This window comes from Mycetocola lacteus (assembly GCF_003667575.1).
GTDB classification, from domain to species: Bacteria; Actinomycetota; Actinomycetes; order Actinomycetales; family Microbacteriaceae; genus Mycetocola; species Mycetocola lacteus.
In genome coordinates, this window is the sequence record NZ_RCUY01000002.1 from 174,256 (window position 1) to 188,322 (window position 14,067).

11 protein-coding genes are annotated in these 14,067 nt (G+C 67.1%); 5 read left to right on the forward strand and 6 right to left on the reverse strand.

Annotated features, from left to right (window positions below):
- The first annotated feature begins 1 nt into the window (after position 1).
- From D9V34_RS02940 to D9V34_RS02955, 4 genes are all read left to right on the forward strand, one after another.
- The gene (locus tag D9V34_RS02940; RefSeq protein ID WP_121687442.1) at positions 2–1,687 is read left to right on the forward strand and encodes a beta-N-acetylhexosaminidase; all 1,686 of its coding nucleotides are present in this window, start codon (positions 2–4) and stop codon (positions 1,685–1,687) included.
- Positions 1,688–1,705: 18 nt separating this feature from the next.
- Positions 1,706–3,988 (forward strand): ricin-type beta-trefoil lectin domain protein, encoded by a 2,283-nt coding sequence (locus D9V34_RS02945; protein WP_121687443.1) that lies wholly within the window; start codon positions 1,706–1,708, stop codon positions 3,986–3,988.
- A gap of 101 nt (positions 3,989–4,089) precedes the next feature.
- Entirely contained in the window at positions 4,090–6,327 is a 2,238-nt protein-coding gene (locus tag D9V34_RS02950; protein ID WP_121687444.1) for an RICIN domain-containing protein, read from the forward strand.
- A gap of 180 nt (positions 6,328–6,507) precedes the next feature.
- Positions 6,508–6,984 (forward strand): hypothetical protein, encoded by a 477-nt coding sequence (locus tag D9V34_RS02955; protein WP_121687445.1) that lies wholly within the window; start codon positions 6,508–6,510, stop codon positions 6,982–6,984.
- 84 nt (positions 6,985–7,068) lie between these two features.
- Here the strand turns inward: D9V34_RS02955 and purH are convergent, their stop codons facing one another.
- The 6 genes from purH to alr form a co-directional block, all read right to left on the reverse strand.
- Positions 7,069–8,676 (reverse strand): bifunctional phosphoribosylaminoimidazolecarboxamide formyltransferase/IMP cyclohydrolase, encoded by a 1,608-nt coding sequence (gene purH, locus D9V34_RS02960; protein ID WP_121687446.1) that lies wholly within the window; start codon positions 8,674–8,676, stop codon positions 7,069–7,071.
- A gap of 22 nt (positions 8,677–8,698) precedes the next feature.
- Positions 8,699–9,280, reverse strand: coding sequence for a phosphoribosylglycinamide formyltransferase (gene purN, locus D9V34_RS02965; protein ID WP_121687447.1), 582 nt, complete (start codon positions 9,278–9,280; stop codon positions 8,699–8,701).
- A 9-nt stretch (positions 9,281–9,289) separates the two neighbouring features.
- Entirely contained in the window at positions 9,290–10,525 is a 1,236-nt protein-coding gene (locus tag D9V34_RS02970; protein ID WP_121687448.1) for a cell division protein PerM, read from the reverse strand.
- Positions 10,526–10,602: 77 nt separating this feature from the next.
- Positions 10,603–11,157 carry a hypothetical protein gene (locus tag D9V34_RS02975; RefSeq protein WP_147441597.1) on the reverse strand — a complete coding sequence of 185 codons (555 nt, stop codon included), beginning with the start codon at positions 11,155–11,157 and terminating at the stop codon, positions 10,603–10,605.
- Positions 11,158–11,272: 115 nt separating this feature from the next.
- A complete protein-coding gene (locus D9V34_RS02980; RefSeq protein ID WP_183091820.1) occupies positions 11,273–12,292 on the reverse strand; it encodes a D-alanine--D-alanine ligase family protein in 1,020 nt (339 codons plus the stop codon).
- A gap of 14 nt (positions 12,293–12,306) precedes the next feature.
- Complete coding sequence (gene alr / locus D9V34_RS02985; protein WP_183091821.1) at positions 12,307–13,479, reverse strand: alanine racemase; 1,173 nt, start codon at positions 13,477–13,479, stop codon at positions 12,307–12,309.
- Between the two features lie 199 nt (positions 13,480–13,678).
- Between alr and D9V34_RS02990 the strand changes: the two genes are divergently transcribed.
- Positions 13,679–14,026 (forward strand): hypothetical protein, encoded by a 348-nt coding sequence (locus D9V34_RS02990; RefSeq protein WP_121687452.1) that lies wholly within the window; start codon positions 13,679–13,681, stop codon positions 14,024–14,026.
- The last annotated feature ends 41 nt before the right edge of the window (positions 14,027–14,067 follow it).

Sequence of the window (14,067 nt, forward strand, 5' to 3'; positions counted from 1 at the left end):
AATGACCGCTTTAGTCCCCCAGCCCCGCCGCATCGACACCGAGTGGGCGGTGGGTTACACGCTCACCTCGGCGACCCGCATCGCCGCGGATCCGGCCCTTGTGGAGGCACGCCGCTGGCTGCAGCAGGTCCTGCGTCCGGCCACCGGACTCGACCTGGATACCCAGGACCCCACGGCCATCGACCCCGAATCCGGCGAGCGCGGTATCCGTCTGCTCCTGGATCCGGCACTCGGTGCCGAGGAGTACCGTCTGCGGATCGAAACTCACGGGGTCGCGATCACCGCGGGCGCCGCGGCCGGGGCGTTTTATGCGGCGCAGGTGCTGCGTCAGCTGCTGCCGGTGGACGCCTACCGGGCCGCGAGCATCCACCCGAAGACCGAGTGGATCCTGCCGGCCGTGAACATCGAGGACGCGCCGCGCTTTGGCTGGCGCGGAGTCATGCTGGATGTGGCCCGGCACTTCCTGCCCAAGGCTGACATCCTGCGCTTTATCGACCTGATTGCGATGCACCGACTCAACGTGCTGCACCTGCACCTCACCGAGGATCAGGGTTGGCGGATCGAGATCACCCGCTATCCGAAGCTCACCGAGGTGGGCGGCTGGCGGCGTGAGTCCCAGCAGGGTCCGGTGCGTGACGCGCCGGGTGATGGCCGTCCGCACGGAGGCTTCTACACCCAGGACGATATCCGCGAGATCGTGGCCTATGCGCACGCGCGGCACGTCTCCGTGGTGCCCGAGATTGACCTGCCCGGGCACTCGCAGGCGGCGATTGCCGCGTATCCCGAGCTTGGTATCGGCGTGGACGCGAACGGTGAGGGCGGCCCGGACCTCGAGGTCTTCACCCGCTGGGGCATCAACCCCAACGTGCTGAACACCGAGGATTCCACGGTGGAGTTTTTCACCAACGTGCTGGATGAGGTCATGGACCTGTTCCCCGGCTCCCACATCGGTATCGGCGGGGATGAGTGCCCCACCGATCAGTGGCGGGATGATCCCCGCACCCAGCAGCTCGTGCGCGAGCGCGGACTGAGCGATGTGCACGACCTGCACGGCTGGTTCCTCAACAAGCTGTCGGCCCACATTGTGGCCCGCGGACGCAAGCCGTTCGGCTGGGATGAGCTGCTTGAGGGCGATCCGCACCCCGACTCAACCATCGCCTCCTGGCGCGGCATGACCGGGGCGCGCAGCGCGCTGGCCCGCGGCTTCCACGTGGTGTCAAGCCCCGACGACCAGGTGTACCTCGATTATCGTCAGTCCGATCTGCCCGAGGAGCCCATCCAGGTGGGAATTCCGGTGAGTGTGGCCGACGTCTTTGCGTTCAACCCGGTGCCCGCCGGTGCCACCCCCGAGGAGGAGGCGCTGGTGCTCGGCGGTCAGGCCAACATCTGGACCGAACACCTCAACGGCGTGCGCGCGGTGGACTATGCGGCGTTCCCGCGTCTGTGTGCGCTGGCGGAAACCCTCTGGGGTTCGGATGGCGATGTGGTCGATTTCCAGAACCGGCTGCGCCGTCACCTGGCCCGCCTGGACGCCATCGGGGTGGAGTATCGCCCCGAGGCCGGACCGCACCCGTGGCAGCAGCGCCCCGAGGTTCCCGGCCGGCCGAGCGACCCCGCCGAACGCGCGGCGCACATCGCCGAGTTGGTGGCCAATATTTCTCTTCCCTCGCAGCACCCCAAACAATGACGTGAACGGAGCAACATCATGCACAACCGTCTCTCACGCGGGTGGGACCGAACCTCTCGGTCCCACCCGGTCACCCCGGTCCGGCGCCTCGCGCTGACCGGTGCCCTGTTCGCCCTGGTCGCCGCGGCAGTGGTGCCGTTGGCGGCCGGTCCGGCGAGCGCCACCACCCCGGTGAACGCCACCACCGCGGTGAATACCAGTGTCCCGGCCTCGGCTAGCCCCGCGGCCGGGACCATCACCTCGGGCACGCGGTGTCTGGACGATGCCGACTTCGGCACCGCCAACGGCACGGTGATCCAGCTCTTTGACTGCAACGGATCTGCCGCCCAGAAGTGGACCTGGGAAAACGACGGAACCGTGCGCGTCTTCGGTAAGTGCCTGGATGTGACCGGCGGATCCAACGCCACCGGTGCGCTCCTCCAGCTCTACACCTGCACGGCCGGTGCCGTGCAGCAGCGCTTTGCGGCGCTGCCCGATGGCACCATCTACTCGCCCAAATCCGCCAAGTGCCTCGCGGTGCAGGGTACCCCGGCAAATCTCACCCGGGTGGGGCTGGCCTCCTGCGATCCGAGTAAGCCCGCCCAGCAGTGGAAGGCGCAGACGGCCCCGGCCCCGCGCTATACCCTCACCGGCGCCCCGGCCCAGAAGAACGCCTATGCCAGCGATACCCCGAACAGTCCCTATATCGATCGGGATGGCACGTTCTATCAGCAGTATGCCCACGCCCTCTATGGGAAAACCGATCCGCGTGAGTGGAAGTTCCTCAGCGGCTCCAATGTGGATACCGTGACGCCGTCCCCCCTGAACGATGCGGTCAACCCGGCCAATCCACTGGACAAAAACAACGACACCACCTGGCGCTGCGATAACAGTCCCACCGGGAAAAAGAGCACGGTAGCCGCCGGTAGTGCCACGTATTCGCAGCGGAACTACTGCGACCTGGCCGGGGTCTGGGTCGATCCGGACTCGGGTGACTGGTACGGCCTGGTCCACAACGAGTTCACCCCGCAGCCCTTCGGTGACGGCATGCACTATGACTCGGTGGACTATGCGGTCTCCCGGGACCAGGGCAAGACCTGGACCATCAAGGATCAGGTGCTCACCTCCCCGTACAGCACCCAGCGCGGCGACACCGCGGCCTTCCCCGGCGACAACTACTACTACGGCGATGGCGACCAGCGCCTGTTTGTGGACAATGCCTCGGGATACTTCTATGTGTTCTATGCGTCTCGCACGATCGCCAAGCCCGGCGTTGCCCCCGGTCAGAGCTGGCTCCAGCACGTAGCCCGCGCGCCCATCTCACAGAAGATGGCACCGAGCTCCTGGCAGAAGTGGTACAACGGAGCCTGGCAGCAGCCGGGCATCGGCGGAAAAGAGAGCAACATCGTCCCCGCCGACGGCAACGGTCCCGGCTTCACCGCCCCCGCGGATGACTATTCGCCCACCCGGCCCGGGTCTCAGCCCGCGCAGGTAGCGGCGGGAACCCTGCCGGATGACTCGCAGCTCGCGGTGATGAACATCGCCTGGAGTGCGTACCTCGGGAAGTACTTCGGAACCCCACAGAACTCGCTTGCCCAGGACACGGGGACCAAGACGCCGCAGCACGTCTATGCGACCGACGACCTGGCCACCCAGAAGTGGACGGATCTGGGGACCGTGGACTCCAACAAAAACGCCTCCTGGTACCGCTGGCTCCTCGATTCGGGCAGCCGCACCTCGGGCACGATCCTCGGAAAAACCTTCCGTACCTACTGCTCCTTTGAATGCACCACGTTCACCTCGGAGTATTCGGAAACCACGATCGAACCCAAAAACGCGAGTGACCTTCCGCAGGCACCGGTGAGCGCTGGCACCCGCTATCGGCTGACCGCCGCGGGCGGGGGCGACCTCACCGTGGGCGGCACCTCGGCGTGGACCTTCACCGCGACCGGCGATGGATTCTTCACCCTGGGCACGGTCGGAACCGGGTCGGTTCTGGGCGTGGACGCCTCGGGCAACGCCGGACGGGCGTGGGGCGCGGTCCCCACACTGGCCGCGGCGGCCACAAGCGGGGACGCACGGATCGGCCAGCAGTGGTCCTTCCAGCGGGTCACCACGGTGCCCTCCCCCGCCGGGGCCTCGGTGCCCACCGCCGAGTATCGCCTGGTCAACCGCTATAGCGGACTGGCGCTGAGCGTGACCGGCGGCGGCGACCTGCGCACCGCAACCTCCCCCATCCGTCAGTGGAACGCGCCCGCCGGATCCACCGGCGATTCCCGTCCCGAAGCGGCGCAGCGACTCACCCTCACCCCGCTCCCCTAGTCGGTGGCGGCGTTCGGCCCGGTTCCGGGCCGAACGCCGCCACCGATCTCCCCCGCCTCCCCCACTGCATGAATTCCCAATGACGTGAACGGAGCACCACCATGCCCAGCACCCACCCATCCGGCCGCACCCTCGCCTCAACCCCACCGAAGAGGAGGGTCCCGATCCGCGGCATTGTGCTGACGGCCGTACTGCTTGCCCTGATCGCGGTGTGTGTGATCCCGCTACTCACCGCATCAACGAATTCCACCGCCCGGGCCGCGAGCCCGATCATCGGCAATGGCCGCTGCCTCGATGTCCGCGATTCCCAGTCGACGGCCGGAACCGCGGTCCAGCTGTTTGGCTGCAACGATTCCGCCGCCCAGCAATGGACCTGGGAAGACGATGGAACGGTGCGCGCTTTTGATCGCTGCCTCGAGGTCACCGACGGCTCCGATGCCACCGGTGCCCTGGTTCAGCTGGGGACCTGCTCCAGGAAGTCGGCGCAGCAGCGGTTTGCCGCGCTGCCCGATGGCACCCTGTACTCGGCCAAGTCTGCCAAGTGTCTGGCGGTGCAGGGAACCCCGGGTAATCGCGCGCGGATCGGTCTCGCCTCCTGCGATCCCGCGCAGGGCTCGCAGCAGTGGAAAGCGGATACCGCCCCCGGCACCCGCTATGCGCTGAGCGGCGGCCCGGCCGTGGAAAACCAGTTCTATGCGGATACCCCCAACGCCTCGATCATCGACCGAGACGGTACCTTTATCCAGCAGTACGCCGATGCGCAGTATGAGAGCGACGGTCCGCGCGAGTGGTCGTTCATCACCGGCCCCAATGTGGACCAGGCGGTGCCGGCCACCGAACTCAATGAGGCCGTCAATCCCGCTAATCCGCTGGACAAGAACAACGACACCACCTGGCGCTGCAACAACAGCCCCACCGGGCTCACCAGTACATACGCCACGGGGCATGAACGCTACTCGCAGCGCAACTACTGCGATCTGGCGGGGGTCTGGGTGGATCCCGACTCGGGCGACTGGTACGGCCTGGTCCACAACGAGTTCACCCCGGCACCGTTTGGCGACCGGATGCACTATGACGCGATCGACTATGCGGTCTCCACGGATCAGGGCAAAACCTGGGCGATCAAGGATCAGGTGCTCACCTCGCCCTTTGGTACCGAGCGCGGCGATACGGCGACCTTCCCCGCCGATAACTACTACTACGGGGACGGGGATCAGCGCCTGTTTGTGGACAACGCCTCGGGCTACTTCTACGTGTTCTATGCGTCCCGCACGATCGCCAAACCCGGGGTAGAGAAGGGCCAGACCTGGATGCAGCACGTGGCCCGCGCGCCCATCGCCCAGAAGATGGCCCCGAACTCCTGGCAAAAATGGTACGACGGTGCGTGGCAGGAGCCGGGTACCGGCGGGAAGGAGAGCAACATCATCCCCGCCGACGGCAACGGCCCCGGCTACACCGCGCCGAAGGACGACTACGATCCCACCCGGCCCGGTTCCCAGCCTGCGCAGGTCGCCGCAGGCACCCTGCCGGATGACTCGCAGCTCACCGTGATGAACATCGCCTGGAGCGCCTACCTCGGTAAATACATCGGTACCCCGCAGAACTCGCTGGCCCAGGACACCGAGACGCAGACGCCCCTACACTTCTACGCGACCGACGATCTGGCCACCCAAAAATGGACGGATATGGGCACGGTGGAATCCAATAAGAATGCCGCCTGGTACCGCTGGCTGCTGGACTCGGGAAGCCGCACCTCGGGCACGATCCTCGGCAAAACCTTCCGCTCGTACTGCTCCTTCGAGTGCTCCACCTTCACTTCGGAGTATTCGGAGACCACGATCGAGCCGCTCTCGAAAAAGGACCTGCCCGCGCCCCCGGTGAAAACCGGGAAACCGTATCGGATCGAGGCGACGGGTGGCGCGAAACTCGGCGTGGACGAGGCTTCGGCCTGGCGGTTCACCAGCACCGAGGACGGATTCTTCACGATCACGGCCGACGGTTCCGACCAGGTTCTCGGGGTGGATGCCTCGGGTAATGCCGGGCGGGCTTGGGGCGCGGTCCCGGCGCTGGCAGCCCCGGCGTCGGAGGGCGACGCCCGGATCGGCCAGCAGTGGTCCTTCCAGCGGGTCACCCGGGTGAGCGGAGACCGTGGCCCCGGCAAGGCCACAGACGAGTACCGCCTGGTCAACCGCTACAGCGGGCTCGCATTGAGCCTGGGCTCTGACGCGAACGCTCCCGCCGTCACCGCTCCGATCCGGCAGTGGAATGCGCAGCCCGGGGCGACCGGCGACGTGCGTCCCGAGTCCTCACAGCGCCTGGCCCTCACACCGCTGCCCTAACCGGGTACTCATGCGTTTTCCCCATGTGTCGCGCCGTGACGGGACCGATGGTGTGCCGACGATGCGCTCGCTAGCATCGGGACACGGGCGCTCCGGGCGCAGAGACCATGCCCAGCCTGGTCTGCCTAAGCTCTCACCCACGCGCGTCCGCGCCGCACCGCACAACTCATCGGGGGAACGATGTCACTCAGCGCCTGGCTCTTTCCGGCCACCCAGCCCACGCCTGCGGGCAGACCGCCAAGCGCCCGTCGAAACCTGATCCTGCTGGGCATCGCGGTGATCGTGGTGTTGGGGATCGCCCTCTCTCCGCTGATCGCCCGCACGGTGACCGGCACCATTCCCCTGCGCGCCGAGGAGGTTGTGGGCACCTGGAATGCGGCCGAGGGCGGCGGTGTCCTCCTCTTCCGCGCCGACCGAACCCTCACCGCGAAGAACGTGGCCAAGCTCCCCGGCCCCGGGCCCGAGGGCGGTGACCCGGCTACCGCCACCGGCAGTTGGACATTCACCCCGGGTGAGAACCGCGACCTCACCCTGACCAATGACAGACCGGACACCCGCCCCCTGAACCTCCAAACCCACGTGGTCTGGGGCGAGGTGCGCATCACCTACAACTGCGGCATCGACTTCGAGCGCCTGTGCGAGTTCCGCCGCGGGTAGCTCAGAACTACAGAGCGGGAAACGACAGACCGCACACAAAACGGCCCGGTGGAAATCCCGCCGGGCCGTTTTTACGCCACGTGTTTAGTGGAAGAAGTGACGCTCACCGGTGAAGTACATGGTGACGCCGGCGGCCTTTGCGGCGGCGATGACCTCCTCATCGCGCACCGAACCACCGGGCTGGACGACTGCGCGCACGCCGGCCTTGAGCAGGACCTCGAGGCCGTCGGCGAAGGGGAAGAAGGCGTCGGAGGCGGCGACCGAGCCGACCGCACGCTCACCGGCACGGTCTACGGCCAGGTGGCAGGAGTCCACCCGGTTGACCTGGCCCATGCCCACGCCCACCGAGGCGCCCGCGTTGGCGAGCAGGATTCCGTTGGACTTCACCGCGCGGCAGGCCTTCCAGGCGAAGCGCAGGTCAGCCAGGGTGTCCTCGTCGGCGGGCTCACCGGTGACCAGGGTCCAGGTGGCGTCCACGTCATCGGCACCGAAGCGGTCGGACTCCTGAACCAGCAGGCCGCCGGAGATCTGCTTGAACTCGCTGGTCTCCGGGGTAAAGCCCTCGGGCAGGCGCAGCAGGCGCAGGTTCTTCTTGGTCTTCAGCACCTCGAGGGCCTCGGGCTCAAAGTCCGGGGCCACCAGGACCTCGGTGAAGATTTCCTTGACCGTCTCGGCCATCTTCAGGGTGACCGTGCGGTTGGCGGCGATCACGCCACCGAAGGCGGACACCGGGTCACACTCGTGGGCACGCTGGTGGGCGCTGGCGATTGCGTCGGGTGCCTTGGGGCTTGCCACGGCGATACCGCAGGGGTTCGCGTGCTTGATGATCGCGACCGCGGGGTTGACGAAATCGTAGGCGGCACGCACGGCGGCATCGGCGTCCACGAAGTTGTTGTAGCTCATCTCCTTGCCGTGCAGCTGCTCGGCCTGAGCGATGCCGTGACCGCCGGCACGTGAGTACAGCGCCGCAGCCTGGTGGCTGTTCTCGCCGTAGCGCAGCACACCCTGACGCTCGGCCTGGATGGTCAGCGACTCGGCGAAGGCGGTGGAGTCGTCGGTGCCTTCCGCGTTGTCCGCGAACCAGCCGGCCACGGCGGTGTCATAGGCGGCGGTGTGGGCAAAGGCCTGGGCGGCCAGCTCACGGCGCAGGGCGAGGGTGGTTCCGCCGGCTGCGACGGCCTCGATCACTCGGGCATAGGACTCCGGGGAGACCACGATGCCCACGTTGGCGTGGTTCTTGGCGGAGGCACGCACCATCGCGGGGCCACCGATGTCGATCTGCTCGACCACATCATCACCCACGGCACCCGAGGCCACGGTCTCGACGAACGGGTAGAGGTTGACCACCACGAGCTCGAACGGTGCCACACCCATCTCGGCGAGCTGAGCCTCGTGGGATTCCAGGCGCAGATCGGCCAGCAGGCCCGCGTGTACGGCGGGGTGCAGGGTCTTCACGCGTCCGTCGAGGGCCTCGGGGAACCCGGTGACCGCGGCCACATCGGTGACCTGGTGGCCGGCATCGCGGATGGTCTGAGCGGTCGAACCGGTGGACACAATCTCCACCCCCGCCTCGGCCAGGGCCGCGGCAAGCTCCAGCAGGCCGGTCTTATCGCTGACCGAAATCAGTGCGCGGCGGACGGGAACGAGATCGCGGTTTCGGTACAGGTGTGCATCGTGACGGGGGCCGGCCATGGGTGCTCCTAGTGTTTGGTTGTTATCGTGCGGATAAATCCAGACCGTCGGCGATGCGCCGAACGGTGTCCACGAGCAGCCGGCGTTCCACCGGTTTGATGCGCTCGTGCAGGCTTTCTTCGGTGTCATCGGCGAGGATCGGCACGCGCTCCTGGACGATGATCGATCCGGTGTCCACGCCGTTATCCACCACGATGATCGACGCACCGGTCTGGCTGGCACCCGAGGCCAACGCATCGCGCACGCCGTGCGCACCGGGGAATTCGGGCAGGTAGGCGGGGTGGGTGTTGATCAGGTTCGGGGACAGTGCGGAGACCACATTGTCGGGGACCAGACGCATCAGACCGCTGAGGACCACCAGGTCCGGGGCATACTCACCGATGGCCGCAAGCAGCGCGGAACCCCACTGCTCGCGCGAGGCATACTCGCGGAAGGGCACGGTGAAGGTGGGGATCCCAAACTCGGCCGCGTGCTCCAGACCGCTGGCGTCGCGGTCGGCGCCCACGGCGATCACGCGCGCCGGATATCCGGGTTCGCGAGTTGCCTCAAGCAGCGCCCGAAGGTTCGAGCCGGTCCCGGAAATCAGCACAACGAGTGAGAGCACCCGATGAGTCTACCGCTCCGAAACCCCGCTCAAAAACCGCGGCTCCTCGACCGTCTCCACGCTACGGCCGGAGACCAGACCGATCAGTGCGCCGACCAGGATTTCCCCCGCAAAGACCAGTCCCACAAGCCAGGCGGTCGGCCCCATCTCGGCGAGGCGTCCGGGTCCAAAAGCGCCGGCCGCAAACCACGCGAGCAGTCCCAGCAGTACCCCGGCGACCACCGCGGAGCCGGCCGCGGTGATCGCGCCCTCCCCCATCGACAGCTCGCCGCTCTCCACCCGGCGGCGACGGATCCACAGGCCCGCGAGGAACCCACAGAGGATCGGGACGATCAGCAGAATCCAAGTCAGCGGGCTCGACGAGGAGGGCAGCACACCAAACACCGGCAGTGCGGGCAGGGGGCCCGCCACGGTGCCCAGCGGGGAGAAGATGCTGTTGGCCCCCACCGCAAATCCGGGACCAATCAGCCAGGACGCCGCCCAGATGATCAGCGTGGGTAGGTAGAGCAGCTGTGCCAGGGTGATCACGATGCCGCCGCCCACCCCCAGCTCGGTGGTCTCATACAGCCCGATGATCAGCGGATAGTTGACCAGCAGCAGAATCGCGGTCAGCAGCCCAGCCACACCGATCAGGGCCCCCGAGGCTAGCGCCCCGCCGCGCAGCGAGGCGAAGGCGATCGTGCTTCGCGGTTCCCCGAGCCGCTCGGGCAGGGTATCCAGCGGGAACCGCTCCCCTGCCCGGTACCGGGCAACCACGAGGCCCAGGGCCATCGCGGCGGCAAAGATCAGCGGCGGGAAGATCAGGCCGGTAACCCGATCCGTGCTGATGATCTCGCTGCCCGAGGTAAAGACCACACCGCAGGAGAGCAACGCGTAGGTCACGGTTCCGGCGATCAGCGCGGTGATGGGATGTCCGGAATCCGCCGAGCGGGTTCCACTGCGATAGGCGAGCCAGATCACCAGCGCGGTGATGCCGATCGGAGCCAGCGAGAGCACAAACGGGTCACTCGCCCCGGCCAGACCAAACGGTGCCACCGTATCGGCGGAGAGTTCCACATTCAGGTGCACGCCGTGACCGAGTAGCCAGAAGTCGACCGAGCTGCGCCAGAACAGGCTCCAGAATTCGGAGAATCCGGTGCCGATGGCCCAGATCAGGGTGGCCGGAACCACGAGGACGCCCACGCTGATGGCGAGGGCGATGAGGGCTTCGAGAGCGGCGAGGAGGGCGACCTGGGTGCGTTTCATGACACCCTCAGACTAACCCGCTCGCCCGCTCCCACGCCGAAGGCGAGCCGCGGGTACCGTGAGAGCGCCCCGCGACCCTATTCGATGTATACGGTCAGCAGGTAGGAGATTCCGCGGGGAACATCCACCGTGATATCGGCGGCACCTGCCCGCGACGGTACAGAGACGCCCATCCCCTCGCCCGTATCCTCTAGGGAAACGGTCCGGTCTGCAACCAGCAGGGGGCTCCGATACAGCGTGTCTCCCGAGGCGCAGTCCTTGCCCTCCGAACGAGCCGAGGGCCCGGATTCTCCCGAGTACTTGAGGGAGATTGAGTACGCGGCACTCTGCATACACTCAATCTTCCAGGACACATGTTCATAGTCGAGCGAACCAAACGAGAAGTTCTGCTTCCCCTGCTGCTGCACCTGGAGCAGCACCTCTCCGCCGGTCGCCGGGACGTATCCGTCCTCCTCGGGCTGGGTGCCGACAGCGGGTTCGGATTCATCGACGCTGGGCAACTGAGCGTTGTGAGCCTCGATCCGTGCCGCCTCGCTGGTCGCGCATCCGCCCAGGCTGCAGGCCATAAGCCCCAGGGTCAGGCCGATGAGGGCCCGAGATACCGGTGCTGTACGTTGCTGATGAATCTTCATTGATCACTGCCCCGAGTCTGAGCACTCTGCCCAGGCTAATCATAACGAGAGTTATGTGCTCGCCTGAGCATGTCCAGCCGAGGCGGTGATAACCCCGCTCCGCGAAGGTGCCCGACTATCCCTCGGCGAGGGCGCGCTCCACCAGCACCCGCACCACCTCGGGGTAGCTGCGGCCGGTGGCCGCCCACATCTGCGGGTACTGCGACTGCGCGGTCAGGCCCGGCAGGGTGTTGATCTCGTTGAAGATCGGACCCTGCTCGTCGAGGAAGAAGTCGATCCGGGCGAGGCCCCGTCCACCGAGCACCCGGAAGATGCGGCGGGCCTGGTCGGCGAGGTCGGCGGCCACCTCATCGGAGAGGTGGGCGGGCACGGTGAAGTGGGATCCGCCGCTGGTGTACTTGGCGGCGTAGTCGAAGAAGGGCTGGTTGGGGTCGGCGTCGATCTCCAGGGCCGGGGCAACCTCGAGGGTTCCGTCGGCGTGCTCCAGCAGGCCCAGGTCGATCTCGCGACCCACAATCTCGGTCTCGATCAGCACCGCGTCGCCACCCTCGGTGGCCAGCGCCAGTGCGGCCGGAAGCTGGGCGATCTCGGTGACCTTGGTGCCACCGATCGAGGATCCGCCGCGGTTGGGCTTCACAAAGACCGGCAGCGAGATGCTGCGCTCGGCCAGGCGGGCCACCAGCGCGTCGGGGTCGGCGATGGCCGCGGGCACGTCGGTCGGGTCCAGCCGCAGCGCCGGGGCGATGCGGATGCCCGCGTCGGCCACAACGGTCTTCGCCCACCACTTGTCCATCGCGATCGCGCTGGCACCCACGCCAGCACCCACGTAGCGGATGCCCGCGGTCTCCAGCAGGCCCTGCATCGTCCCGTCCTCGCCGCCCACACCGTGGAAGGCGGGGATCACGACGTCGTAGTCGCGCAGCAGGGCGAGCACATCGATCAGGCCGTAGACCTCGCCGGCCACCCACTCGCCCTCGCGGGTCACCAGGACACTCAGGACCTCGGCCCCGAGCTCTTCCAGCGCCACCACCAGGCCACCGCCGCTCTTCAGCGAGACCTCGTGCTCGCCGCTGATGCCGCCCATCAGGACCGCGACACGGTGCGGGAAGGCGGGGGTTTCTGCGGTGGTGCTCATGTGGATGGTGCTCCTCAGTTGATGTAGCGGCGGTTGATACGGGCGCCGATCCCGCAGTAAATCTCGTGTTCCAGGGTACCCGCCCAGGCTGCCCATTCGGACACCGTGGGTTCACCCTGGGTGCCCGGTCCAAACAGGATCGCGGTGTCACCCTCGGCAACCGGATCATCGCCAAGATCCACCATAATCTGGTCCATCGAGATACGCCCAGCTACGCGCCGTCTTTTTCCGCCGAGCCACACCTCGGCCTTGCCCGCCGCCGCCCAGGGCAGGCCGTCGGCGTAGCCCACGGCGATCAGAGCCAGGGTCGTGTCGCGCTCCAGCGTGTAGGTGTGGGAGTAGGAGACTCCCTCGCCGGCGAAGGCGCGCTTGACCTGCATGACGCGGGCGGTGAGGGTCATTGCGTGGCGCAGACCGATCCCCGCCTCGTCGATGCCGTAGACCCCGGCACCCAGGCGCACCATGTTGTAGAGGGAGGGATCGATCAGGCTGACACCGCTGGAGTTGGCCAGGTGGGTGAATTCGGGGTCCAGGCCCGCGGCACGGGCGGTCTGGATTGCCTGCTGGAGCCGGTCGGACTGGGCCCGGGTGCGCTCGGCGTCGAGGTCTCCGGCGTGAGACAGGTGCGACCAGATGCCACGGATACTCAGCGAGCCCTCGGTCTCAAAACGGGCGGCTTCGGCCACCAGTGTTTCCCATTCGGCCGCGACGGTGCCGCCACGGTTGAGGCCGGTTTCGACCTCCAGGTGTACGTTCACTCCGGTATTCTCGGCGGCCACCGCACGCAGGTTGTCGAGACCCGAGACGCTGATGTCGATGTCGTTGGCGCGGGCATGCCGGGCAAAATTGGGCACATCGTTGAGCCAGGCAAACATCGGGGCTTCCTCGCCCGTCGCGCGCAGCTGCAGCGCCTCGCTCAGCCGGGCGAATCCGAGCAGGTCCGCGCCACCCTCAAGCGCCGCGGTGGCCGAGGCCGGGGCCCCGTGCCCGAATGCGTCCGCCTTGACCGCGGCCATGATTTTGCCCTGCGGATAGTGCGCGCGGAACGTGCGAATGTTGTGCCGAATCGCCTCGAGGTCCACGATCGCCTCGGCCGCAAACACTGTGGGCGGGACAAACGCCGTGGGGTCCGCGACGCCGCCGTCCACTGCGGAACCGGACAACGCTGCTGCGGGGGAATCGTTCACACTCACCCCCTAAGCGTACGGGGCAAACCGGTGTTTGCCCGCATGCGCCGCCCCGGTCGCCGCCGTTCCCGGCGTCTCGCCCGTTCCGACAGCGGTGCACCCCGCCGGGAATCGACCCTGGAATCCGTCGTCGGGCGGGGCTAAGCTGGCTGCGACGAGCGGACCGGTGTTGCTGCGGGTCCGGGAAATGGGGACACATATGGGCATTTCGCTCTACTACAGCGCCTCGCGCGCACATCCGATTACCGCGGTGGAGAACGCCGTGATCGAGGAGATTGTGCTCAGGCACAATGCCGCGTTCCCGTTCGACTACGAGGATATCGATTTCGAGCCGGACACCCCGCCGAGCCTCTTTTCCGGCTCCACCAAGCTGCCGCTGGATACCCCGGAAACCACAACCGAGGCGCTGGCCCACTGGCTGCGCGCGTTTAGCGAGCTGCGCCGAGCACTGCCCGAGGCCGACTGGGAGCTGGCGATGGACGACCTCGACATCCCCTGGAACGATATCGACGGCTACACGCTGCCGGGCCTCTTCGACGAAAGCTAGGGACACGCAACAGCCCCCGTCACTTTGTGGTGACGGGGGCT

Excerpts from the sequence above, each read along its gene's own strand:
- D9V34_RS02940 (WP_121687442.1), top strand. The coding sequence starts at position 2 with ATGACCGCTTTAGTCCCCCAGCCCCGCCGCATCGACACCGAGTGGGCG.
- D9V34_RS02945 (WP_121687443.1), top strand. The coding sequence starts at position 1,706 with ATGCACAACCGTCTCTCACGCGGGTGGGACCGAACCTCTCGGTCCCAC.
- D9V34_RS02950 (WP_121687444.1), top strand. The coding sequence starts at position 4,090 with ATGCCCAGCACCCACCCATCCGGCCGCACCCTCGCCTCAACCCCACCG.
- D9V34_RS02955 (WP_121687445.1), top strand. The coding sequence starts at position 6,508 with ATGTCACTCAGCGCCTGGCTCTTTCCGGCCACCCAGCCCACGCCTGCG.
- purH (WP_121687446.1), bottom strand. The coding sequence starts at position 8,676 with ATGGCCGGCCCCCGTCACGATGCACACCTGTACCGAAACCGCGATCTC.
- D9V34_RS02970 (WP_121687448.1), bottom strand. The coding sequence starts at position 10,525 with ATGAAACGCACCCAGGTCGCCCTCCTCGCCGCTCTCGAAGCCCTCATC.
- D9V34_RS02975 (WP_147441597.1), bottom strand. The coding sequence starts at position 11,157 with ATGAAGATTCATCAGCAACGTACAGCACCGGTATCTCGGGCCCTCATC.
- D9V34_RS02980 (WP_183091820.1), bottom strand. The coding sequence starts at position 12,292 with ATGAGCACCACCGCAGAAACCCCCGCCTTCCCGCACCGTGTCGCGGTC.
- D9V34_RS02990 (WP_121687452.1), top strand. The coding sequence starts at position 13,679 with ATGGGCATTTCGCTCTACTACAGCGCCTCGCGCGCACATCCGATTACC.